21 protein-coding genes are annotated in these 22273 nt (G+C 64.6%); 12 read left to right on the plus strand and 9 right to left on the minus strand.

All coding sequences use genetic code 11. From position 1 onward, the window contains the following. Nucleotides 1–37: 37 nt before the first annotated feature. The 7 genes from phnG to phnN all read left to right on the plus strand — a co-directional run bounded on the left by phnG (nt 38) and on the right by phnN (nt 5052). Nucleotides 38–478: a phosphonate C-P lyase system protein PhnG gene (gene phnG / locus EAE28_RS00410; RefSeq protein ID WP_127103846.1), complete on the plus strand. Its 441-nt coding sequence runs from the start codon at nt 38–40 to the stop codon at nt 476–478. Continuing rightward, complete coding sequence (gene phnH, locus EAE28_RS00415) at nt 478–1062, plus strand: phosphonate C-P lyase system protein PhnH (protein WP_342773047.1); 585 nt, start codon at nt 478–480, stop codon at nt 1060–1062. Before phnG ends, phnH begins: the two co-directional genes overlap by 1 nt. Continuing rightward, nucleotides 1062–2132, plus strand: coding sequence for a carbon-phosphorus lyase complex subunit (locus EAE28_RS00420; protein WP_127103847.1), 1071 nt, complete (start codon nt 1062–1064; stop codon nt 2130–2132). Before phnH ends, EAE28_RS00420 begins: the two co-directional genes overlap by 1 nt. Further along, complete coding sequence (locus EAE28_RS00425; RefSeq protein WP_127103848.1) at nt 2129–2995, plus strand: alpha-D-ribose 1-methylphosphonate 5-phosphate C-P-lyase PhnJ; 867 nt, start codon at nt 2129–2131, stop codon at nt 2993–2995. The genes EAE28_RS00420 and EAE28_RS00425 overlap by 4 nt, the downstream gene beginning before the upstream one ends. Further along, nucleotides 2992–3768: a phosphonate C-P lyase system protein PhnK gene (phnK, locus tag EAE28_RS00430; protein WP_127103849.1), complete on the plus strand. Its 777-nt coding sequence runs from the start codon at nt 2992–2994 to the stop codon at nt 3766–3768. Before EAE28_RS00425 ends, phnK begins: the two co-directional genes overlap by 4 nt. A 61-nt stretch (nt 3769–3829) precedes the next feature. Continuing rightward, complete coding sequence (gene phnL, locus EAE28_RS00435) at nt 3830–4507, plus strand: phosphonate C-P lyase system protein PhnL (protein WP_127103850.1); 678 nt, start codon at nt 3830–3832, stop codon at nt 4505–4507. Beyond that, on the plus strand, nt 4504–5052 hold the full coding sequence (phnN, locus tag EAE28_RS00440) for a phosphonate metabolism protein/1,5-bisphosphokinase (PRPP-forming) PhnN (protein ID WP_127103851.1): 549 nt from the start codon (nt 4504–4506) through the stop codon (nt 5050–5052). The genes phnL and phnN overlap by 4 nt, the downstream gene beginning before the upstream one ends. Here the strand turns inward: phnN and EAE28_RS00445 are convergent. Continuing rightward, nucleotides 5025–5687 carry a DUF1045 domain-containing protein gene (locus tag EAE28_RS00445; protein WP_127103852.1) on the minus strand — a complete coding sequence of 221 codons (663 nt, stop codon included), beginning with the start codon at nt 5685–5687 and terminating at the stop codon, nt 5025–5027. The two genes, phnN and EAE28_RS00445, sit on opposite strands and share 28 nt — an antisense overlap. Before the next feature lie 83 nt (nt 5688–5770). Here EAE28_RS00445 and EAE28_RS00450 point away from each other — a divergent pair, with 83 nt between their 5' ends. Further along, nucleotides 5771–6907 (plus strand): alpha-D-ribose 1-methylphosphonate 5-triphosphate diphosphatase, encoded by a 1137-nt coding sequence (locus tag EAE28_RS00450; protein ID WP_127103853.1) that lies wholly within the window; start codon nt 5771–5773, stop codon nt 6905–6907. A 49-nt stretch (nt 6908–6956) separates the two neighbouring features. Here the strand turns inward: EAE28_RS00450 and EAE28_RS00455 are convergent, their stop codons facing one another. From EAE28_RS00455 to EAE28_RS00465, 3 genes are all read right to left on the minus strand, one after another. Further along, complete coding sequence (locus EAE28_RS00455; RefSeq protein ID WP_127103854.1) at nt 6957–7739, minus strand: 3-hydroxybutyrate dehydrogenase; 783 nt, start codon at nt 7737–7739, stop codon at nt 6957–6959. 527 nt (nt 7740–8266) lie between these two features. After that, nucleotides 8267–8944 (minus strand): hypothetical protein, encoded by a 678-nt coding sequence (locus EAE28_RS00460; RefSeq protein WP_127103855.1) that lies wholly within the window; start codon nt 8942–8944, stop codon nt 8267–8269. Nucleotides 8945–9061: 117 nt separating this feature from the next. Then, nucleotides 9062–9961: a LysR family transcriptional regulator gene (locus tag EAE28_RS00465; RefSeq protein ID WP_127103856.1), complete on the minus strand. Its 900-nt coding sequence runs from the start codon at nt 9959–9961 to the stop codon at nt 9062–9064. 124 nt (nt 9962–10085) lie between these two features. Here EAE28_RS00465 and EAE28_RS00470 point away from each other — a divergent pair, with 124 nt between their 5' ends. Genes EAE28_RS00470 through EAE28_RS00480 form a run of 3 tightly spaced genes read left to right on the plus strand, consistent with a single transcriptional unit; the run spans nt 10086 to nt 12389 of the window. Continuing rightward, on the plus strand, nt 10086–11018 hold the full coding sequence (locus EAE28_RS00470; protein WP_127103857.1) for a ring-cleaving dioxygenase: 933 nt from the start codon (nt 10086–10088) through the stop codon (nt 11016–11018). A gap of 59 nt (nt 11019–11077) precedes the next feature. Continuing rightward, nucleotides 11078–11689, plus strand: coding sequence for an alpha/beta hydrolase (locus EAE28_RS00475; protein WP_127103858.1), 612 nt, complete (start codon nt 11078–11080; stop codon nt 11687–11689). Between the two features lies 1 nt (nt 11690). Continuing rightward, nucleotides 11691–12389: a pirin family protein gene (locus tag EAE28_RS00480; RefSeq protein ID WP_127103859.1), complete on the plus strand. Its 699-nt coding sequence runs from the start codon at nt 11691–11693 to the stop codon at nt 12387–12389. Between the two features lie 38 nt (nt 12390–12427). Here EAE28_RS00480 and EAE28_RS00485 read toward each other — a convergent pair whose 3' ends face one another. Together EAE28_RS00485 and EAE28_RS00490 are read right to left on the minus strand one after the other, a co-directional pair. Then, nucleotides 12428–14008, minus strand: coding sequence for a serine hydrolase (locus EAE28_RS00485; protein ID WP_127103860.1), 1581 nt, complete (start codon nt 14006–14008; stop codon nt 12428–12430). 34 nt (nt 14009–14042) lie between these two features. Next, on the minus strand, nt 14043–15227 hold the full coding sequence (locus EAE28_RS00490) for a serine hydrolase domain-containing protein (RefSeq protein ID WP_127103861.1): 1185 nt from the start codon (nt 15225–15227) through the stop codon (nt 14043–14045). Nucleotides 15228–15620: 393 nt separating this feature from the next. Here EAE28_RS00490 and EAE28_RS00495 point away from each other — a divergent pair, with 393 nt between their 5' ends. Next, nucleotides 15621–19574: a glycosyltransferase gene (locus EAE28_RS00495; protein ID WP_164736499.1), complete on the plus strand. Its 3954-nt coding sequence runs from the start codon at nt 15621–15623 to the stop codon at nt 19572–19574. A gap of 144 nt (nt 19575–19718) precedes the next feature. Here the strand turns inward: EAE28_RS00495 and EAE28_RS00500 are convergent, their stop codons facing one another. From EAE28_RS00500 to EAE28_RS00505, 3 genes are read right to left on the minus strand one after another with little or no spacing between them, the layout of a single operon-like run. Next, on the minus strand, nt 19719–21287 hold the full coding sequence (locus EAE28_RS00500) for a rhamnan synthesis F family protein (RefSeq protein ID WP_164736500.1): 1569 nt from the start codon (nt 21285–21287) through the stop codon (nt 19719–19721). Next, nucleotides 21284–21796 (minus strand): hypothetical protein, encoded by a 513-nt coding sequence (locus tag EAE28_RS23650; RefSeq protein ID WP_164736501.1) that lies wholly within the window; start codon nt 21794–21796, stop codon nt 21284–21286. Before EAE28_RS23650 ends, EAE28_RS00500 begins: the two co-directional genes overlap by 4 nt. Further along, a complete protein-coding gene (locus EAE28_RS00505) occupies nt 21789–22211 on the minus strand; it encodes a hypothetical protein (RefSeq protein ID WP_127103864.1) in 423 nt (140 codons plus the stop codon). The genes EAE28_RS23650 and EAE28_RS00505 overlap by 8 nt, the downstream gene beginning before the upstream one ends. Nucleotides 22212–22273 lie beyond the last annotated feature (62 nt).

The raw sequence follows: 22273 nt of genomic DNA on the forward strand, positions 1-22273 counted from the left end.
AAGTCTAGTTGTATAGTTATCTAGACAAGTTGGCAAGATGTCCACACGCACACCCTTCGACAGAAAAGCCGCCATGGGCCTGCTGGCCCGCGCCCGCCCCAACCGTCTGGCCGCCGTCTTTCCCGACATGCCCGACAGCACCCTGCTGCGCGGTCCCGAAACCGGCGCGGTGATGGTGCGCGGGCGGCAAGGCGGCACCGGCGCACCGTTCAATCTGGGCGAGGTGACGATCACCCGCTGCTCGGTCCAGCTTCCCTGCGGCACCGTCGGCCACGCGCATGTGCAGGGTCGTGACAAGGCGCATGCCCGCCGCGCCGCCGTGCTCGACGCGCTGCTGCAAACGCAGGACGCCGAGGCCCTGACCCGCGCCGTGCTGTCGCCTCTCGCCGCCGAGGAAACCGCGCGGCGCGAAACCCGCGCCCGCAAGGCCGCCGCGACGAAGGTCGAATTTTTCACCATGGTGCGAGGAGACGACTGATGACAGCGCTGTCCATGAATGCCGAAGCCATGACCGGCAGTTTCACCGATGCACCGGTGCAAGCCGCCCATGGTTTCCGCGCCGTGTTGCGCGCGCTGTCGCAGCCCGGTGAAATCGTCACGCTCTCGGGCGCGACCCCGCCTGCGCCGATGTCGCCCGCCGCGGGTGTTGTCGCACTGGTGCTGCTGGATGGCACGACGCCCGTGCATCTGGCCGGCGCGCATGATTGCCCGGCCCTGCGAGACTGGATCACCTTTCAAACCGGCGCGCCCCTTGTGGCCGCTGAGGCGGCAATGTTCGCGATTGGCACGTGGCAGGCGCTGACCCCGGTCACCCGTTTCGCCATCGGCACACCGGAATACCCCGACCGGGCAGCAACGCTCATCGTCGAGAGTGACCACCTCACCGCTGAAGGCACCACCCTGCGCGGCCCCGGCATCGACGGCAGCGCGCAACTATCCCTGCCCGAAACCGGCGCCTTCCGCGCCAACCGGGCGCTTTTCCCGCTGGGCTTCGATACGCTCTTTTGCTGCGGCGACCAGCTTGCCGGTCTGCCGCGCAGCACCATCGTGGAGGGCCGCTGATGTATGTCGCCGTCAAGGGTGGCGAGCGCGCCATCGACAACGCCCATGCGCTGCTGGCCGAAGAGCGCCGGGGCGACCCTGCGGTCCCCGAACTCAGCGTTGCGCAGATCCGCGAGCAGATGACTCTGGCGGTCAACCGGGTTATGGCCGAGGGCTCGCTCTATGACCCCGATCTGGCGGCGCTGGCGATCAAACAGGCGCGCGGGGATCTGATCGAGGCGATCTTCCTGATCCGCGCTTACCGCACCACCCTGCCCCGGCTGGGCCACTCGAACCCGGTCGATACCGGCGCGATGGCGGCAGTGCGGCGGGTCTCGGCGACCTACAAGGATCTGCCCGGCGGGCAGGTTCTGGGACCGACCTTCGACTACACCCACCGGCTGATCGACTTCGCGCTGGCCGCTGAGGGTGAGGCCCCGCGCGCACCACAAGCCGAACCGCTTGGCCCTGTGCCGCGCGTCACCGGTTTTCTGGACCGCGAAGGCCTGATCGAGGCCGAACCGGACAGCGACGCCACCCCGCGCGATCTGACCCGCGAACCGATGGAACTGCCCGCCGACCGCGCCCTGCGCCTGCAAGCGCTGACGCGAGGCGACGAGGGATTCATCCTGTCGCTCGCCTATTCCAGCCAGCGCGGCTACGGGCGCACGCATCCTTTCGTCGGGGAATTGCGCATCGGCGAGGTCGCGGTCGAGATGGAGATCCCCGAACTGGGCTTCGCCGTCGAGATCGGCGAGATCACCGTCACCGAATGCGAGACGGTCAACCAGTTCACCGGCTCGAAAACCAAGGCGCCGCAGTTCACCCGCGGCTATGGGCTGGTCTTTGGCCAGTCCGAGCGCAAGGCGATTTCCATGAGCCTCGTGGACCGTGCGCTGCGCTGGGAAGAGCTGGGCGAGGACAACACCGGCGCGCCGGTACAGGACGCCGAATTCGTGCTGATGCATGCCGACAACATTCAGGCGACGGGATTTCTGGAGCATATCAAGCTGCCCCATTACGTCGACTTCCAATCCGAGCTTGAGCTGGTGCGCCGCTTGCGCGCCGGCGCGCAGGAGGCCGCAGAATGAGCGATTACAACTTTGCCTATCTCGACGAGCAGACCAAACGGATGATCCGCCGCGCGATCCTCAAAGGCGTCGCCGTGCCGGGCTATCAGGTGCCCTTTGCCAGCCGCGAGATGCCGATGCCCTACGGCTGGGGCACCGGCGGTGTGCAGGTGACGGCGGCATGCCTGACGCCCGACGACACGCTGAAAGTCATCGACCAGGGCGCGGACGACACCACCAATGCCGTGTCGATCCGCAAGTTTTTCGAGCGCACGGCGGGGGTTGCGACCAGCACCCATACGGCCGAGGCAACGATCATCCAGACCCGCCACCGCATCCCCGAGGCGGCGCTGAGCGACGGGCAGATCCTTGTCTACCAAGTGCCGATCCCCGAACCCCTCCGCTTTCTGGAACCGCGCGAGACCGAAACGCGGCGCATGCACGCGCTTGAGGATTACGGTCTGATGCATGTCAAACTCTACGAGGACATCGCCCGCAACGGCGCGATCGCGACCTCGTACGCCTATCCGGTCAAGGTCGAGGGGCGCTATATCATGGACCCTTCCCCGATCCCGAAATTCGACAACCCCAAACTGTCCAATACCCCCGCGCTGCAACTGTTCGGCGCGGGCCGTGAACAGCGGATCTACGCGATCCCGCCCTTTACGCAGATCGTCAGTCTCGATTTCGAGGATTACCCGTTCGAGGCCAGCAAAGCCCCGCACGCCTGCGATCTGTGCGCGGATGACACGACCTATCTGGACGAGGTGATCACCGATGATCACGGCGGTCGGATGTTCGTGTGCTCGGATACAGACCATTGCGAAACCCGCCGTGACGCTGGCTACCGTGGCCGGTTGGCCCCGCAGGAGGATGCAGCATGAGCGCTACCCCGCTTCTGACCGTTGACGGCATCGGCAAATCCTACGGTGCGCGGATCGGCTGCGCGGATGTGTCCTTCGATCTGTGGCCCGGCGAGGTCATGGGGATCGTGGGCGAATCCGGCTCGGGCAAATCCACCCTGCTGGGCTGTCTGGCCGGGCATCTGACCCCTGACACCGGCCATGTGATCTTTGACACCACCGCTGACGGCCCGCGGGATGTGCTGGCGATGAGCGAACCCGAGCGCCGGATGCTGGCGCGCACCGACTGGGCCTTTGTCCACCAGAACCCGCGCGACGGCTTGCGCATGGGGGTCAGCGCCGGCGGCAATGTCGGTGAACGCCTGATGGCAGTGGGTGCGCGCCATTACGGCCAGATCCGCGATCAGGCGACCGAATGGTTGGGCCGCGTCGAGATCAACGCCGACCGGATTGACGACAAGCCCCGCCAGTTCTCGGGCGGGATGCAGCAACGGTTGCAGATCGCCCGCAATCTGGTGACCGGGCCAAGGCTGGTGTTCATGGACGAGCCGACCGGGGGTCTGGACGTCAGCGTGCAGGCACGCCTACTGGACCTGCTGCGCGGGCTGGTGCGCCGGATGGGGCTGAGTGCGGTGATTGTCACGCATGATCTGGCCGTGGTGCGCCTGCTGGCGGACCGGTTGGTGGTGATGAAGGACGGACGGATTGTGGAACAGGGGCTGACCGATCAGGTACTCGACGATCCGCAACACCCCTACACGCAACTGCTGGTCAGCTCGGTGCTGCAGGTCTGAAACCGGGTGCCGGGCTGCGGCCGAGCAAGGGCGTATTTAAGGCAAGATGAAAGGGCGACGCATGATCGCGGTTCAGGACGTCGAAAAGAGATTCACGCTGCACACACAGGGCGGCGCCGTGTTGCAGGTGATGGCGGGTGCCTCCCTGTCAGTAGCGCCGGGGGAATGCGTGGCGCTGATCGGGGCCTCGGGTGCGGGCAAGTCCACACTGATGCGGATGATCTGGGGCAATTACCGCACTGATGGCGGGTTGATCCGGGTGGGCGATGTGCACGTCTCGGGCGCCGAGCCTCGCGCGATCATCGCGCTGCGCCGCGCCACGCTGGGCTATGTCAGCCAGTTCCTGCGCGTCGTGCCCCGCGTGCCGACGCTGGAGGTGGTGGCCGAGCCGCTGCTGGCGCTGGGCATCTACGAGGCCGAGGCCCGCGAACGCGCGGCAGAGATCCTGACGCGGGTGAACATCCCCGAACGCCTGTGGTCGCTGTCCCCGACGACGTTTTCAGGCGGCGAACAGCAGAGGGTCAACATCGCGCGTGGCTTCGTGCACCATTGGCCCGCGCTGTTGCTGGACGAACCGACGGCCAGTCTGGATGGCAGCAACCGCGCGGTGGTCCTGTCGCTGATCGCCGAGGCCAAGGCGCGCGGCGCGGCCATTCTGGGGATCTTTCACGACGAGTCGGCGCGCGCGCAGGTCTGCGACCGCGAGGTCGACGTGACCAGCTTCGCCGTCGCGCCATGAGGGGGCGTCTGTTCGCCGTCGTCGGCCCCTCGGGCGCGGGCAAGGACACTTTGCTGGCGGGCGTCTGTGGCGGGACGGGTCCGCATTGGGTGCGCCGGGTGATCACCCGCCCGTCCGCCGCCGGGGGCGAGCCGTTCGAAGGCGTCGACGCCGTTGAGTTCGACCGCCGCGAAGCAGAGGGGGCGTTCGCGTTGACGTGGCGCGCGCATGGGTTGGCTTACGGTATTCCGGCGGCGGAACTGGCCCCGCTAGAGGCCGGGCGCGACGTGGTCTTCAACGGCTCGCGCGCTGCGCTGGAGCAGGCGGCGGCGGCGTTTCCCGCGTTGCAGGTGATCGTGGTCACCGCCCCCGTCGCGGTGCTGGCGACCCGTCTTGCCGGACGCGGACGCGAGAGCGCCGCGCAGATCGCCGAGCGTCTGGCGCGCGATGTTGCCCCCTTGCCGCCGCATCTGCCGGTGATCGAGATCGTCAATGACACAACGCCCGCCGCGGGCATCGCCCGGCTCAAGGCCGCGCTTCAGCCCAGTCTGGCGCGGAGGAGCTGATGAAAACTGCCATCCTCGGCCTCGCCAAACACGCTCAATGCCTTGAAAGCAAACGGGCGCGGCAACAGCGGCTCGAACAGCGCCTTGGCCATCGGTTGCAGGACCGCCGTCTGTCCGGCATCCAGCCGGTCGGTCAGCGTCATGTGAAAGCGAAACTGGTCCAGAACATAGGGGTAGCCGTAGGTTTCCAGCAAGGCGCGCTGGCGCGCGCTGAGCCGCTCGGGCTTGCGCCGCGCGACCTCGGCCTCGGTCAAGGGCGCGCGCAACCGCTCGAAGCGCGTCACGACTTTGGCGGCGAAATCGTCCAGCGCGGTTGTGTCGCCCTCGGGGATCAGGGCCAGAAACCCGTCCAGCGAGGCCACGCGCAGCCCGTCAACCACAACGGAACTGCGGCCTGCCGCGAAAATCTCGACAGCGGCGATCAGATCGTCCTCGGACACGCCTTCGGCCAGCCGGAACGGTGCCTTGAGCGTGCCATGGAACCCATAACGCCGGGCGCTGAGCGTCAGCGCCGGGAGCATCGCATCCGGTTGCGCCACGGCTCGCCCGGTCGCCGCGTCGCGACCCAGCCATTGTGCAGCGGCATCGGCAAAGGGCCCGGTGTCGGGCGCGTAATACAGAGCATAACGTTTCATGCGTCCACCTTGCCCGCGTCGTGTCACGGTTCCGTGACGATCTTCGTTCATCTCACTGCCCTAACCTTGCCTCAGGATACCCAATGACCACGATCTTTGCCAATGCGACCCTTGTGCTGCCCGACCGCGTAGAGCGCGGGTCGCTCACCGTCGAGAACGGGCTGATTGCGCGCATCGATAGCGGGGCGGGCGTTCCGGCGGGCGCGCTTGACTGCGAGGGCGATCTGCTGATGCCCGGCCTGATCGAGCTGCATACCGACAATCTGGAACGCCATATCCAGCCGCGCCCTGGTGTGGACTGGCCGCATGGTCCGGCGATCATCGCGCATGATGCCGAACTTGCGGGCGTCGGCATCACCACGGTGTTCGACGCGCTGCGCGTCGGCTCGCTGGTGTCGCGCGATCGCGGGGCGCGGGAATACGCGCGCGGGATGGCGGATGAAATTCTGGCCGCGCGCAAGGCCGGGATGCTGCGGGTGAACCACCTGATCCATCTGCGCGCTGAGGTCTGCTCGGAAACGCTGATCGACGAGCTGGCCAAGTTCGGACCCGAGGACGCGGTCGGCATCGTCAGCCTGATGGACCATACGCCGGGCCAGCGCCAGTTCGCCGATCTTGCGCAACTGCGCCGCTATCTGCGCGGCAAGTACGGGCTGACCGAGGACGAGTTCCTCGCCCATGTCGACGTGCAGACCGCCTTGGGCAACCGCGTGCGCGGTGCGCATGAAGAGGCTACGGTGGCGACGGCACGGCTGCTGAACGCGACGCTGGCCAGCCACGACGATACCACGGTCGAGCAGGTCGTGGCCTCGGCCCGCCATGGTGCAGCGATTGCCGAGTTTCCGACGACCCAAGCCGCCGCCAAGGCCTGTGCAGCGCAAGGGATCGCGGTGATGATGGGGGCACCGAACCTGATCCGGGGTGGCTCGCATTCCGGTAATGTCGCCGCGCAAGACCTTGCCGTGGCTGGATTTCTTGATGTGGTCTCGTCGGACTACGTCCCCTCGGCGCTGCTGAGCAGTGCCTTGATGCTGGGGGATCTGTGGGGCGACATGGCGCGGGGAATTGCCACGGTGACGTCCCGTCCGGCGCAGGCGACGGGCCTGTCGGACCGGGGCCGACTGGCGGCGGGCATGCGGGCGGACCTGATCCGCGTCCACCGCTTTGGCACCGCTGCCGCCGTGCGTGGCACCTGGGTGAACGGCGCGCGGGTGGCGTGACTTGGCCCCAGTCAGGCGGCGAAACCGCCGCCTGACAGATCGCAAAGGCTCAGGTCATCGACCAGCCGTGGCTGACGTTCAGCGACTGGCCGGTCAGCGCATTGGTCGGGAAAGCCGCAAAGAGCCAGGCGATTTCTGCGACATCCGCAACGGTGGTGAATTCGGTATCAACCGTGCCGCCGAGCATGACCTTGCTGACCACTTCCTCCTCTGAAATCCCCAGATCGCGCGCCTGCTCGGGGATCTGTTTTTCCACCAGCGGCGTCTTGACGAAGCCCGGGCAGATCACGTTCGAGCGTACGCCCTTCTTGCCACCCTCTTTGGCGATGACCTTGGACAGCCCCATCAACCCGTGCTTGGCCGTCACATAGGCGGATTTGAGTTCCGAAGCCTCTTTCGAGTGGACCGAACCCATGAAGATGATCGACCCCGACCCGGCCTTGTACATATGCGGCAGCACGGCTTTCGACGTCAGGAATGCCCCGTCCAGATGGATCGAGAGCAGCTTTTTCCAATCCTCGAATGGGAAATCCTGCAACGGGTGAACGATCTGGATGCCGGCGTTCGAGACCAGCACATCGACCCCGCCCCATGCAGCGACCACGGCGGCAACGCCGTCGTTGACCATCTTCTCATCGGTCACATTCATCGCGACGGCCATGGCTTTGCCCGGACCTTTCGCGGTCAGCTCGTCGGCCGTTGCCTGCGCGGCTTCCAGCTTGAGGTCAGCGATGGCCACCCAGGCGCCGTCGGCGACATAGCGCTCGGCGATGCGTTTGCCGATGCCACTGGCGCCACCGGTGACGATACAGACTTTATCCTTGAGGTTCATAGTCTTGCTCCATTTTCATGAGGGGGGTTCGGAGGCTGCAGTGGTCGCGTACGACCCCGCCTGAGCCAAGGGCCAGCTGGGCGACCACCTGTATCGCCGGGAAAAACTCGTCCGCCGACATGGCGGCCACCAGACCTGAAGGCGTCACCAGTTTGCCACCTGCCCTGCCCGCTTTTGGCGAGAGAGCCGGACGCGGCTGGGGTCGGCAGGCCGAGAAGAGCGGGATGGGCAGAGGCGTCGGTGATCTCCAACAGTTCGGGCCGTGCAGCGGGCCGATAGGGACGCGATATCCGCAAAACATATACGCGCGAAAATCGAAACGATAGAGCTTGCGCTCCAGGTAGGGTTGCCCACGCTCGCGTTGCCTGCAAGGGCTGCCCCAAGGCCGGGCGGTGCTGCTCTTCATATAGGCGGTCGGTGTGACAATCCGCGTGTCGGGTGCTGAAATCCCTGTGATGCCGCGCTTGATCTCATGGGTGCCCGTGACGACAGGATTTTCTTGGCGAAACCGGCCCTGCCGAACCGGGTCAGTCAACCACGCCTGCCGCGATCAGCACCAGCACGGGGATCGGCGCAACGGCAATCAGCACCGTTGCGACGAATTGCGCGACACTGAGCAACCGGCTGGTCCCGACTGCCAGCGCGATACCACCACCCCCGCCAATCAGCGAATTGCCGGGGGTGTTGAACAACAGCCCCAGCGCGACGCAGCGATAGCGCAAGACGCGGGAAAGCACGGTTCTCGGCCCGCCTGACGGCGCGTCCAGCGCCGTGAGCGGGCTGCCAGACGCAAGCAGCGCCGCCGCGCGGTGCAACCCCATCGCCCGCAACCCGGCGACCAGTCGCGCCACCGGCACCGCGCGCCCGATGAGGAAACTGAGGATCAGCGCTGCAACCGTCGCGCCATACACCGGCAGCGCCGCCTTGGCCCCGAAGACCGCCAGCAGAAACAGCCCCAGCTCGGTGCTGGGCACAAACGGGATCGCCAGCAGCAGAATGTAGAGCGCAAGGACGATCACAAAGAGCCGGCCATCCATCATCGCGCCTACCCTCTCAGGCGACAGGTCCAGCACCGCGGCGAGCCACAGCAACAGCCCGTGACCGCCGACGCTGAGCGCCACGCAAACCGCCAGCCCCAGCCCCCACCAGACCACGGCAGGCAACCGGGGCGGTCTGGGCGGCGGGTCGTTGCTCGGCTGGATCATCGCGCTACACCTGCGCCCTTGTGTCCGCCGCTCGACGCGTGCGCCTCTTGCGGCAAGGGCAACCACCGCCCTTCCCCGATAGCACGCAAGCGACGGCGGTGGCAGAGGCGGCGCAGCTCAAACCGGACGCGCCTCGGTCACATAGCGCTCGAAGAAATCCGAGAACGTCACCAGCCGCATCGGCAGCTTGTCATAAGGCGGGTAGTACAGCGTCAACCACAGTTGCGGCGGCTGCCAGTCGTGCAACACCTGCACGAGTGCGCCGGATTTCAGCGGCTCGTCGATAATGAACTGCGGCAGCATGGCGATCCCCTCACCGTTTGCCGCCAGCTTCGCGATCAGATCGCCGTTGTTGGACGACAGCACATCCCCCGCCACAACCCGCCGCCGCTTGGGGCCGTTTGTCAGATCCCATGTCTCGGGCCCGGCCTCGGCATCATAAGACAGCAGGCAATGGCCGCTCAGGTCATCGACACTTTCGGGTGTACCGAACCGGGACAGATACTGCGGCGAGGCGACAAAGCAGCGGCGCACCTCGGTGATCTTGCGCCAGATGGTCAGCTTGTCCTTGGGCTGGGTCGAGATGCGGATCGCCAGATCGACGTTCTCCGATACGATGTCGATGTGCCGGTCGGTCAGCGTCAATGCCAGCGAGACCTGCGGGAACAGCGTGCGGAACTGCGAGATCACATCGGGCAGCACCCGCTCGCCCATCGACATCGGCGCGTTGACACGGATCAGCCCGGCGGCCTGTCCCTGGCCCTCGTGCAATTCGGCGGCGGCCTCGGCCAACCCTTTGATCAGCGGTGCCACCCGCGCGGCATAAGCCGCCCCGGCGGAGGTGAGCGAGACTTGGCGTGTGGTGCGCAAGAGCAGCTGCACGCCGAGCTGGTCCTCGAGCGCGCTGACCGCGCGGGTCACGGCGGGCGGGGTCATCGCCAGATGGCGGGCGGCCGAGACAAAGCTGCGATGCTCGGCCACGGCAAGGAAGATCTCGATGGCGTTCTGGAGGCTCATGGCCCGATTATTGCAGAAATTGGAATAGACAAGTCAACTTTATTCCCATTCTCAGCCAGCTCTTTTGACCCCATCTTAGCCCCAACACCATCACGGCCTTCGATGGCCGAAAGGAGATACGATCATGTCCCTGCCGATCAATGGCCTGCACCACGTCACCTCGATTGCCTCGAATGCGCAACAAAACAACGACTTCTTCACCAAGACGCTGGGCCTGCGCCGCGTCAAGAAAACGGTGAACTTTGACAGCCCGGAAACCTATCACCTGTACTATGGCGACGAAAAAGGCACGCCCGGTTCGGTGATGACCTACTTCCCGTTCCGCGGCATCGGCAAAGCGGTGCTGGGCACGGGTGAGGTTGGCGAGACGCATTTCTCGGTGCCCAAAGGCTCGCTGGGTTACTGGCAGGAACGGCTGACGGCCCAGTCTGTCAGCGGCCTGTCCGAGAGCACGCGCTTTGGCGAAAAACGCCTCAGCTTCACCGGCCCCGATGGCGACGGCTTTGCCCTGATCGAGACCGACAACGACAACCGCGAAGGCTGGACCGGCGCTGGCGTGAGCAATGCCGAAGCCCTGCGCGGGTTCCAGGGGGTCAACCTGCGGCTGCGCGACGGCGATGCGACGGCGGAACTGCTGCGCTTCATGGGCTATGACAAGCTTGAGAGCGACGGCAGCGTCACGCGCTACGGGGTCAGCGGTGGTAATGGCGCGGATTTTGTCGACATCGACGTGCAGCCCGGTCTGGCCCGTGGCCAGCAAGGCGCGGGGTCGGTGCACCATCTGGCCTTTTCGGTCAAGGATCGCGCGGCGCAACTTGAGGTGCGCAAGGCGCTGATGGACACCGGCTATCAGGTCACCCCGGTCATCGACCGCGACTATTTCTGGGCGATCTATTTCCGCACCCCCGGCGGCGTGCTGTTCGAGGTGGCCACCGCCGAGCCGGGCTTTGACCGGGACGAGGATCTGGCCAATCTGGGCACGGCGCTGAAGCTGCCGACCCAGCACGAGGCCCTGCGGGCGCGGATCGAAGACTTCCTGCCGCCGATCACCGACTAAGTGCGCCACAGCGTCGGGCCATCCCCGGCCCGACGCCTTCCGCTGACTGGAGACCCGTCATGAGCCTGTCCACCTATCACGCCCTGATCACGCCCCCCGCCAAGGGCGCACCGCTAGTGTTTGCCTTTCATGGCACCGGCGGCGATGAGCACCAGTTTGCCGGGCTGGTCCGGCAGATCCTGCCGGACGCGGGTCTTGTCGCGCCGCGCGGGGACGTGTCCGAGCACGGCGCGAACCGCTTCTTCAAGCGCACCGGCGAAGGCGTCTATGACATGGCCGACCTCGCGCAGCGCAGCGCGCAGATGGCCGCGTTCATTGCAGCGCACCAGGCCGAGCATCCCGATGCGCCTGTCTATGCCCTGGGCTATTCGAACGGCGCGAACATTCTGGCGTCGGTGTCCTTCGAACACCCCGACCTCTTCGACCGGATCGCCCTTTTGCATCCGTTGATCCCCTGGACCCCGGCGGATCAACCGGGCCTTGCCGGTCGCCGCGTGCTGATCACTGGCGGCCGCCGCGATCCGATCTGCCCGCTGCCACTGACCGAGGCGCTCGCCGCTTATTACCAGCGGCAAGATGCCGAGCTGACGATGGTGCTGCAGGACGGCGGGCACGAGGTCCGGCCAGAGGAGTTCACCGCCGTCGCAGCCCTTTTGCAACGCGAGCACTGAGATGAGCATCCTGATCCACGACCGCATGAACCGGGGCCGTACGCAGAGGGGCTGGCTGGACAGTTTCCACAGCTTCTCGTTCGGCGGGTTTCGCGATCCGATGCGCATGGGCTTTGGCGCGCTGCGCGTGATCAATGAGGACTGGATCATCCCGGGCGCGGGTTTTGGTCGTCATGACCATGCCGAGATGGATATCCTGACCATCGTGCTCAACGGCGCGCTGCGGCATGAGGACAGTCTGGGCAACGCGGCGGTGATCACACCGGGCGAGGTGCAGTTGATGCAGGCAGGCAGCGGCATCGCGCATTCCGAAAAGAACGCCTCGGATACTCAGACCGTGCATCTGCTGCAGATCTGGCTGATCCCCGACCGCACCGGTGGCGCGCCGCGCTATCAGAACGCGGTGCTGCCGCAGGGTGATGCCACTTGGCAGCTTCTGGCCAGCGGGGTTGAGGGTGCAGCCCCGCTGCATCTGTGGTCGGACACACGGGTGTCTATTGTCTCGGCGCAGGCCGGGGCGGTGACGACATTTCCAGACGGGAAAAACCGCCAGTTCTTTGTGCAAATGGTCGCGGGATCAGCCCTGATGCAGGGCGAGAAACTGGTCGAGGGCGATGGCCTTCAGGTCACGCGGGACACCCTGCCCGCGCTGGAATGGCAAAGCGACGGGCAGGCGCTGTTGTTCGATCTGGCACTGTAAGCGCCTCGCCGACGCTTCGGCACCGGATTGAGAAACCCTCAGCGGCGGAACGTGCCCAAGCCGAATTCATCAAGATGCTCGATGCGCATCTCTTGCGCCTGCTCATCGGTGAATGCGGCGAAACCCACCTCGGATACAGACCCGTCCGAAGCATTCTCGCTGTACGGCAAATAGGTGAAGGCATCGCCATCCCAGGGCGTCAGCAGCTCGATCTGACGATTCGGACCAAGGACCAGCGCCAGGCCGCCATCCTGTTCGATCACCTCAGCCGGCCCGAAATAGGCGTTCTGATAGGTGCCCACATAGGCCGCAGTCGCACGCGGCGGCGCGGCAGTCTCTGGTCGCTCGGCCCCGACCAGATGCCCGACCGGCGCCATCAGGGCCGAGATCATCGGGCGATACGCCGCGAACCAGTCGCGCGTCGAATGGCCGAACTGGACCTCGTCCATGAAGGTTGCGCTGATCGCCTCAGCCGCGCCCAGCGGCGAGGCATTGGTCAGCACGACAATCCCCACGCCCAGCGACGGGATCATCGACACCGTGGTCCCTGCCCCCAGCGCGAAAGCGCCCGAGTGGCTGAGCATCACCCGGCCCGAGGGCTGCACCCCGACATTGAAGCCATAGCCATAGGTTCCGCCGCGCGCGTCCATCGTCCCCGGCGGTGACGCGATCGCCTGTGGGGACACAGCGGGCAGCAGCGCGTCGGCGGCAATGAGCGGCGCGCCGCCTTCAAGGATCAGGGCCATCCAGCGCGCGACATCGTTGACGCTGGAACTGACGCCCCCGGCGGGCGATTGGGCGTCGGGCTGGCGCAGATCGGCGACGGCATAGCCACCCTCAACCGGCACATGGCTTGAGGCGCGGTTGGCGCGGGCCATGAACTCGGCATTCAGCGAACTGGTCGCGGTCATGCCCAGCGGCTCGTAAAGCGCGCGGCGCGACAGGCTGGCCCAGTCGGTACCGGCCGCGACGGCAACCCCCTCAGCAGCGGCGGTCATGCCGAAGTTGGTGTAGGCATAGCTCGCGCGGAACGGTGCCAGCGGCAGCAGGGCCAGCCGCTCAAGTACCTGACGGCGCGCATAGCCGAGATCCTCAAGTTCGTCGCCCGCATGATCCGGCAAGCCCGAGCGATGCGCATACAGATCGCCGATGGTGAGGTGCCGCGTCACCCACTCATCGGAAAGCGAGAACCACGGCAGCAGATCAACCAGCGGCGTGTCCCACTCAACCACCCCGGCACTGACCTGCGTGGCAACCACCGTCGCACCGATCGGTTTCGATAGTGAGGCCAGCAGAAAGGCGGTGTCGGCGTCAACGGGCAGATCCGCATCGATCCGCCGCAGCCCGAAGCCGCGCGCATAGACAGTCACGCCATCGCGCACCACGGCAACCGCCAGTCCCGGAATCCCGCTGCGTTCGAGAATATCAGCGGCCAGAGCATCGAGATTTGCAACCGCGTGATCTATCTGCGCCGATGAAACCGGCACCGCAGAATACTGCGCGGGCGAACCGGTGGCCTGCTGCGGGGTTTGCGCCTGTAGCGGCAGGCTCATCGCCAGCAGAACGGCTGCTGACACCGCAAGGGGACGCGACCGGCCCGGCTTGGAAATATGCAGCATCGAGGTTCCTCATTCAGCGGTTAGGGTAGCACGTTCAGCGCATCGGTGGCGGGTTCCGGGGGCTGAGCAACTCCCCGATCCGTCGCACGGTCTGATCCGCCCAGTTCGGCGTAGCCGCGCTCCAGTCCTCGAACGAGGCCGCGGTATGGGTAACCACCGCGGCAATGGTGATCCGGCCTTGCGGCGCATGTTCGTCAGGCAAGGTGCCGACCGAGGCCGCATAACCGCCAAAGGACGGCGTCTGGAACACCCAGTCGCCCTGCAACATCGCGCCCAGCCCGTAGCTGAAACTCTCGGTCATCTGGTGACAGGTCGGACAGCCGGGCAACGGCGACCCAAAGCCGATGAGCGACGGTTCGATCATCTGTTGGCGCGACGCCGGCGTCAGAAACCCGTCATGGCCGACGATCCCGTCAAAACTGCGCGCCATGTCCGAAATGGTGGTGACCTGAATGGCACCGCTGGGCAGGGTCCACGACGGGTTCCAGAACGTCGCATCCTCCCACACGCCGCGCTCTGCGGTGAACCCGTGCAGGACCGGCGCGGGGATCTGGGCGGTGTCAAAACCGGCGGTCCCGGTCAACGCGAGCGGGGTCAGGACATAGCGCGCCATCACCTCGTGCAAGGGCTGGCCGGTCGCGGCTTCAAGCACCTGCCCCAGAATGACATAGTCTGTGTGTGAATAGTCCCAGTTTGTCCCGGGCGCGAAGAGGCGTGGCGTGGACAGGCTGACATCGATCAGCGCTTGCGGGCTCCACGCCGCGAAAGGATCGGCAAGGAAGGGCGCAACGAACGCTTCTTCATTCGCGACATGGTCGGGATAGCCTGAGGTCATGTTCGCCAGCATCCGCAGGGTTACGGTGTCGCTGTCGGGCAGTTCAGGCAACCAGCGTGCGACCGGTGCATCCAGATCGATCACCCCGTCTTCGGCGAGCCGCAGCATCACCGCCGCGACATAGGCCAGCGCCACCGCTCCGTTGCGAAACCGGGCGTCGGCGGTTACGGGCACACCGGTCATCGCCTGCCCCAGCGCCAGCGTCAGCTGCACCTCGCCCCCGATACGGACCTGAAGGAGCAGCGCGTTTAGCTCGTGCTGGTCCATCTGTTCCTGCGCGATGTCGCGGATCGCAGCCAGATCCACATCAGGCCGGACTTGGGCGCTGGCGAAACCCGCGCCAAGCAACAAAGCAACGCAGGACGCCATGATAGACTGTCTCATCTGATTACCGCTTTCCTGTGTTGCCGGTTCAGGGACAACTCGCGTTTAAGTGTAGCCACGCCAATTCAGTGCGTCCAGTTCTCCGCCTTCCTGTCGTGAAAGGCGCAACAATACCGCGCTATATCCCGGCGGTGACGCGCAAGCTGTTCAAACTGCGAATAACAAGCTTATTTTGGCGATAAAAAAATGAGGTAACTTATTTGCATCTCAAGAAAGGAAATGCAAAACAAGAAGCGCGACCAGCGTCGTTTGTTCAAGCCTAAGCCCATAGGACCCCCTATACAGGCGCTGGCCAGTAAGACAACTTTGCCGCGAGTTTTGTGGTTCTGTTATCCCCCCTGCATCCGGTTGGAAAACCGATGTGACCCTACATGCTTGAAGGCGATACCGATCGTGACAGCAACCCTACGGATTCATGCGGCCATCATCAGCTGGGATGGCCTCGGCGCCCAGGCAGCGGGCATTGCCGACGCCCTCGACGGCGTGGTCGACAAGCTTTCGGTGATCTATTCAAATGCCAGCAACCGGCGTGAAACCGGTGCGGGCGATTGGCACCGCGTCTCGCATGACTGGTATTTCGGTCTCAAGTTCGAACAGTCCATCATTCTCAACCCCGCCGAGCATGCCTTGCTGGTGATCCATGCCGATGCGGCCTATCACGACTGGCCCGCGCTGGTTGCCCGCCTGCGACTGGCGCTTGAAACCAACGAAGACCTTGGCCTGTGGGCGCCTGATCTGGACAACACCCCCTGGCCGAGCACGCTGGTCGGCGAAGGCAGCGTTGGCGACACCGGCTTGCTGTCGGTCGAACAGACCGACGGCGTGGTGCTGGCGCTGACACCGCCGGTGCTGGCGCGGCTGCACAACCTGGATTTCCACGAGAACAAATTCGGCTGGGGCATTGATTGGGCCGCCATCTCGTATTGCCGCACGCAGGGGTTGAGCGTTCTGCGCGACACCACGGTGAAGATCGAGCATGCACCGGGTCGCGGCTATGACGACGAACTTGCCGAGTATGGCGCGGATCTGTTCATCGCCCAGCTCACGGATGACGAGAGGCTCTGGCTGACCGAGGCACGCGCGCGGCTCGCCCAACGCCGCGACGACGCCGCGCAAACCGCCGGGGAGGGCGACAGCGGCCCTGCCCCGTCGGACGAACCCCGCCTTCGCCCACGGGTCTTTTTCGAAACGCCCCCCGCCGGCTCGCAGCACCTGTCCAACCCCGTCGAGATCAGCGGCTTCGCCTTGATGGACGGCCGGGTCTATGTCTGCTCGAACAGCGATCTTGAAGGCAAGGCCGTTCATATCGACGCCAATGGCGTGGCCTATGAGCTGGAACGCCAATCCTCGGTCGCGCTGCGCGACCTGCCGCCCGTCAACTTTCCGATCCAGGCAGATCCCAACGGCTGGCCGACGCAAAAGGATGGGCTGGACGAATGGCAGGTCGATGGCTGGACGACCTATCGCATTGGCGCCAGCGGCATCGCTGACAACCGCCGCATTCCGCTGACCGGCACGCTGCGACTGACGGCCCCCGGCGAGACGTTCCGCTTTGATGCCAAGTTAGCGCTGCATCGCGGTGCAGGTCATCTGGGCCTGGTGATTGCCGATGCGCAGGGCAAGACGACGCGGCTGCTCAAGATCCCTTATGACGCTCGGTTCGAGGGTGGCTCGCAGCCCGGCGGCTACCAGAGCGTCAGCATAGATTTCCCGGCAGAGCGCGGCGAAACGCATATTTCGCTTTATCTGGAAAGAGAGCCTTTCGTTGACCACGTTGGCGACGGCACGGTGTTTTTCATCGCCGAACCCCGGGTGTCGGTCGTCGGTAGCGTGGGATCCAGACTGCATCCCTACGTGTATTTCCTGAACGATGTGGCGAACCCGATCTGGCATGTCAGCACCCTGCCCCTGTCGGCGCGCGACGCGGGGTCAGCGGTATCGCTGATCATCGACGCACAGAAATTCGAGCTGATCGCCCCGTCTCCCATCGATGTGAAACTCACCGCCGATTGGGGCCATGTGCTTGAATTCTCAAGCAACACCCTGTTCCGAAGCGCGATTTACATTGACGGCACCTTCGCGCTTTGCACTGACCTTGCGCAGGGCGAGAACAGTGTGCGCATTCCCGGCCAGTTCCTGAACGGCACCCACCGCAAGATCGAGCTTCGCGACGAGATGGGTGTGCAGACGCTGTGGCACAGCTGGTTCCTTGCCCCCAAGCAACTGACCACGGTCGACCACCTGCGCCGTGAAAGCCGCGCGCCCTACCAGCCGGACCTGTTTGTGCAAAGCCCGCAGCGCTTCAGGGGCCTGCGTGCGCATTGCGAAGCCGGCGCATCGGGCAAGGTGCTCCAGCAGCTGACACAGGCGATTGACGCTCTGGAAGCAGGCTATGCCGCGCTCAAGATCAAGCCCCTGTCCTTTCCCAAGGTGAGCAACCCTGACGTTTCCGTGGTGATCCCGGCGCATAACAAGGTCGAGGTGACCTATGCCTGTCTGTGCGCCCTGCTGCTGGCGCATAACAAGGCCTCGTTCGAAGTGATCGTGGTCGATGATGGATCGACCGATGAAACGGCACAGTTGGAGAGTATCGTCTCGGGCATCACGGTGATCCACAACACCGCACCCAAACGCTTTATCGGCGCGTGCAACGCCGGGGCCGCTGCGGCCAAAGGCACGTATGTCGTCTTGTTGAACAACGATACCGAGCCGACGGTCGGCTGGCTGGATGAACTGATCGACGGGTTCGCACGGTTCAAGAATGTCGGGCTTGTCGGATCCAAGCTGCTCTACCCGGACGGACGCCTGCAAGATGCGGGCGGGATCATCTGGGGTACGGGCGACCCGTGGAATTATGGGCGTCTTCAGAACCCGGCCGATCCGCGCTTCAGCTATGCGCGTCAGGCCGACTATCTGTCGGGCGCTTCGATGATGACCACCAAGGCGATCTGGGATGAGGTCGGCGGTCTGAGCAGCTACCTTGAACCGATGTATTTCGAGGACACGGATTTCGCCTTCAAGGTCCGCGATGCGGGCTATACCACATGGTATGTCCCGGCGTCCGAAGTGTATCATTACGAAGGCATGTCCAGCGGCACCGATCCATCGACCGGCTTCAAGCGCTTTCAGGACATAAACCGCCCCAAGTTCAAGCAACGCTGGGCCCGCGCCTGCGCCGGGTTCAGCCCGGTAGGCACCGCGCCCGATCTTGAGAAGGATCGCGGCATCGTCGGGCGTGTGCTGTTCATCGACTATACCACACCATCGCCCGACCGCGATGCGGGCAGCTATGCGGCGTTGCAGGAAATCCGGCTGGTGCAGTCCTTGGGCTACAAGGTCACCTTCATGCCCGAGAACCTTGCCTACATGGGCCGCTACACCACCGATCTGGAAAAGTCCGGCGTCGAGGTGATCACCGCACCCTTCCATGCGACACCGCAAAGCTTTCTGGAACAGCGCGCGCATGAGTTCGATCTGGTCTATATCACCCGCTACCATGTGGTGAACACGATGATCAAAACCATCCGCGAGCGTGCGCCCAACGCCAAGGTGATCATGAATGGTGCTGACCTGCACTATCTGCGGCTGTTGCGCCGGGGGTTGTCGGCGAACAACGAAGGCCACATTCAGGAAGCCCGCAGCGTGCGGATCGACGAGTTCAACGCGATGGGCAGCGTCGATCTGGTCGTCTCGTATAATGACACCGAAATGTCGATCATTCAGGCCATGTCCGAAGGGTCGATCAAGCTGAGCAAATGCCCTTGGGTACTGGACGTCCCCGACACAACCCCAGGACGCGAGGGGCGCACAGGCGTTTCCTTCCTGGGCAGTTTTGCGCATCATCCCAACGTCGAAGGGCTGACCTGGTTTGCACAGTCGGTCATGAGCCTGCTTTCTGCCAATAGGCCGGATATCGTGCTATCGGTCTATGGCTCGCGGATGGGCGATGACATGCGCAAGCTGGAGTCGCCCACAATCCGGCCAATCGGGTATATCGAAGCGATTGAGGACGCCTACGACAGCCACCGTATCTTTGTCGCGCCCTTGTTGTCGGGGGCCGGCATCAAGGGAAAAGTCCTGAACGCGCTGGCGGCGGGCATTCCCACCGTGCTCTCACCCGTCGCGGCCGAAGGGATCGGCCTGCGCGATGGCGTGGATTGCCTGATCGCCGAGACACCGCAGGAATGGGTCGCAAAGATCACCCAGCTGACCGACGATGACCTCTTGTGGGAGAAGATCCGCAAGAACGGGATTGATCTGGCGCGGCGCAATTTCTCGTTCGAGCGCGGCCGCCGCCTGATGCGCGCTGCCTTCGAGGCAGTCGATATGTACCGCTCGCTGGACTGAAGGCGGGTTCGCCTTTCTCGGGCCTGCTGTCAGGGAACTGATCGCGGGCCCGTGCGGCTCGGTGACCATCGTGCTGGCACCGGTTGCGGCACTGGCCATCAGGGGTGATCACTGATGCAAGGGACGCCAAACGCCCCGATCACCTTATCCCGGGGGGCCATAGAACCGTGACCGGTTCTTCAGGTTCTCGGCCCCTCCACCCTGCACCAGCAGCTTTTGCCCGACACACCAGCCGGACACAGCGAGGATACGCTCGACCGCATGCGCAAGCGTGCCGTCGAGCTGACCTTCTTCGCGCTCAAAATCCTCGACCTGCAGACCCAGCGACATCAGGGGCGCCAGCGCCGACACGCGGGCCAGCAGCATGGTTCCCGCCACGAAATGCCCCTGCAACCGGCACCTGTCCAGCCGCAACCCGAGCCGCTGAAGCAACCTGCCGACCTGCGCGTCATTGGGGCCGATGAAATCCCCGACCGGCAGCACATGGCCGGAAGGCCCGACAAACCCGATATCGGGCGCGCTCATCAGCGCAGTGATCGCAGCCTCAAGGCTGTCGGGACTGGTGAGCGCGTCAAACAAATGTGTGGCCCAATGAACGCCATCCAGTCGGTGGGTGGATTTCTTGGTGTGCAGCTTGAGCACAAACGGATGCCCATCCTCGACGATCCGCGGCAGGACGTTCAGGAACGGCGCGACATCGCGCCCCCGGTTTTCGACGACAGACAGCGCATAGGGCAAACCGGTCGCGTCGAGACGCGCGCGCACCGTGCCTTCCAGCGCGGCAGAGGTGGTGACATACAGCGCCATCGGCCAGTCAGATCGCGCCAGACGCAGCAGGATCGCTTCCGAGACATCAAGGTAAAAGATATGCAGCGCGACGGCCAGCGTGGGCCGGGTCTGCGCGCCACCCGCTGCGTCACCGGACTGCGCTGTGACCTGAAAAAAGCGGCGGTCTGATGGCAGGCTGTGACGGTCAGCATCGACCAGCATCGCGCTGCCTGCCAGACCGCTGCCCAAGAAAGGCGCCAACTGGGGGAAGCCGGCAATCCGTCCTTGCCACAGAAAATGCGCGAAAGGCTGCAAGGGCAACGGTCCGGTGAGCGCCGCGTCTTCGGCCCAGACATGGGCATTGAAGCTGGCCGATGGCCAATCCCCGCGCGCATCACCGAGCGAGGCATAGTGCAGGATCGCGTCCCAGTCGCTGCCGACACAATCGCCGTACTGGCGGCGCAGGAAATGCGGGTCGATCCATGCCGCGCTGCTCGCATCAAGCTGCTGGTCGCACAACTGGGCCAAGGCGCGCCGGGGATCGGCCGACAGCCACGGGCTGAGGGCCACGACACCGTCGCCAATCAATGCAAACAATCCGGCGGCAGTGCGCATTTCAGCAGCAAGGTCAGGACGGAGCGCCAGCGCGAAATCGAGGCGGACCAGCGGATGCGGCCATTTGCGCGCCAACGGACCCGCCGTCAGAAAATCCTCCAACTGCTCCATGGCTCCGGTCACGCCATAGAGCCGCGCGTAATGCTCGGGCTCGATCAGCGGAAACAGCAGGGCCCGCCGGTCTGCCGGCACTTGCGGGAAAAGGTCGATGAATTCATCGACATAGTAAATCGGCGCGCCGACAGCGCGCTGCGCTGCCTGCGGCGCTATCAGCCCGCAGGCAAGCCAGGCTTCAAGTGCCGCGCGGTGCGGTTTCGCCAGTTCGGTCACGATGCCCCGTCGTCTACTCCGGGGGCGTCTTTCGCTGGTGCGACGTGGACCGCGTCTTCCCTGACTGCGCGCAGGATGCGACGCCAGTCGTGCACAGCTTCCGACACCGCCGGATTTGGCAAGCGCCATTCGCTGCGGCCAACGGCCAGATAATGCGCCAAGCCGTCCTCATAGCCGCCCTCCTGAATCGCAGCGCGTACATCGGGATAGGTGCTCAGATACCAGTCTTCGTCAAAATTGCGCGGAGTCGCCGAAAGACCAGCCAGAAATCCGGTCGCAGCAAAGTGTTCGGATGCCGACGCTAGGCCATCCCAATCCGCGCCCGTGCTCAGGCCATGTTCTTTGCGATAGGCGCGCGCATCCAGCGCGAACCCTTCGGCGATCCGCTCGAGAAGAAAGCGCAAGAACGCCCCGTCAACCACAACACGGTCGACGGTCTGCAAGCTTTCGGTCTCGCCCAGACCGAGCCGGGCTTCAATTTGCGAAATATGGGGAAGAAAATCAGTCATGGCACACAGGATAGAGGTCAAGCAAAACAACGCCAAGCGACCTTTTGTCCGGGAGCACCGGGATCAGGGGACGCGAGACACGCAGGGAAATCGGCAACGGGCCAGTTGAATCGCGCGGCGGTAACGGGATGCTCAGAGTCAAAACCTGAGACGTCAGACGCGAAAAGGTAAACTCGGTCAGGAACTCGGCGCCCGAGCGCACCACAATGTCCTGCCGAAGCGCGAAATCCGGCGATACGGCCGGCCTGAATGCTCTGAGGTGCAAACGCGTGTGGCTGGCCGGAACTTCAGGGAAAACAAGACAGAGAAAGGGTGACGTCCAGCCATCCGCATACCATTCGCCCCGCACCGTTTCGGCGCGCGGCGGCGGGACTTGGGCAGAGGTTGCCAACGAGATCCGTTGATCTGCAGTCATAACCGCCACATTACGCATGCACCCGCACCAAAGGTCGACCAGTCCCCACCACGCCAAAAACG

This window comes from Pararhodobacter zhoushanensis, assembly GCF_003990445.1.
GTDB lineage: Bacteria > Pseudomonadota > Alphaproteobacteria > Rhodobacterales > Rhodobacteraceae > Pararhodobacter > Pararhodobacter zhoushanensis.

What these genes read in the sequence shown, in the direction of transcription:
- phnH (WP_342773047.1), top strand. Translation starts at nt 478, where the DNA reads ATGACAGCGCTGTCCATGAATGCCGAAGCCATGACCGGCAGTTTCACC.
- EAE28_RS00465 (WP_127103856.1), bottom strand. Translation starts at nt 9,961, where the DNA reads ATGAGCCTCCAGAACGCCATCGAGATCTTCCTTGCCGTGGCCGAGCAT.
- EAE28_RS00420 (WP_127103847.1), top strand. Translation starts at nt 1,062, where the DNA reads ATGTATGTCGCCGTCAAGGGTGGCGAGCGCGCCATCGACAACGCCCAT.
- EAE28_RS23650 (WP_164736501.1), bottom strand. Translation starts at nt 21,796, where the DNA reads ATGACTGATTTTCTTCCCCATATTTCGCAAATTGAAGCCCGGCTCGGT.
- EAE28_RS00450 (WP_127103853.1), top strand. Translation starts at nt 5,771, where the DNA reads ATGACCACGATCTTTGCCAATGCGACCCTTGTGCTGCCCGACCGCGTA.
- EAE28_RS00470 (WP_127103857.1), top strand. Translation starts at nt 10,086, where the DNA reads ATGTCCCTGCCGATCAATGGCCTGCACCACGTCACCTCGATTGCCTCG.
- EAE28_RS00480 (WP_127103859.1), top strand. Translation starts at nt 11,691, where the DNA reads ATGAGCATCCTGATCCACGACCGCATGAACCGGGGCCGTACGCAGAGG.
- EAE28_RS00460 (WP_127103855.1), bottom strand. Translation starts at nt 8,944, where the DNA reads ATGATCCAGCCGAGCAACGACCCGCCGCCCAGACCGCCCCGGTTGCCT.
- EAE28_RS00485 (WP_127103860.1), bottom strand. Translation starts at nt 14,008, where the DNA reads ATGCTGCATATTTCCAAGCCGGGCCGGTCGCGTCCCCTTGCGGTGTCA.
- EAE28_RS00490 (WP_127103861.1), bottom strand. Translation starts at nt 15,227, where the DNA reads ATGAGACAGTCTATCATGGCGTCCTGCGTTGCTTTGTTGCTTGGCGCG.
- phnL (WP_127103850.1), top strand. Translation starts at nt 3,830, where the DNA reads ATGATCGCGGTTCAGGACGTCGAAAAGAGATTCACGCTGCACACACAG.
- EAE28_RS00475 (WP_127103858.1), top strand. Translation starts at nt 11,078, where the DNA reads ATGAGCCTGTCCACCTATCACGCCCTGATCACGCCCCCCGCCAAGGGC.
- phnN (WP_127103851.1), top strand. Translation starts at nt 4,504, where the DNA reads ATGAGGGGGCGTCTGTTCGCCGTCGTCGGCCCCTCGGGCGCGGGCAAG.
- EAE28_RS00445 (WP_127103852.1), bottom strand. Translation starts at nt 5,687, where the DNA reads ATGAAACGTTATGCTCTGTATTACGCGCCCGACACCGGGCCCTTTGCC.
- EAE28_RS00455 (WP_127103854.1), bottom strand. Translation starts at nt 7,739, where the DNA reads ATGAACCTCAAGGATAAAGTCTGTATCGTCACCGGTGGCGCCAGTGGC.
- EAE28_RS00505 (WP_127103864.1), bottom strand. Translation starts at nt 22,211, where the DNA reads ATGACTGCAGATCAACGGATCTCGTTGGCAACCTCTGCCCAAGTCCCG.
- phnG (WP_127103846.1), top strand. Translation starts at nt 38, where the DNA reads ATGTCCACACGCACACCCTTCGACAGAAAAGCCGCCATGGGCCTGCTG.
- EAE28_RS00425 (WP_127103848.1), top strand. Translation starts at nt 2,129, where the DNA reads ATGAGCGATTACAACTTTGCCTATCTCGACGAGCAGACCAAACGGATG.
- phnK (WP_127103849.1), top strand. Translation starts at nt 2,992, where the DNA reads ATGAGCGCTACCCCGCTTCTGACCGTTGACGGCATCGGCAAATCCTAC.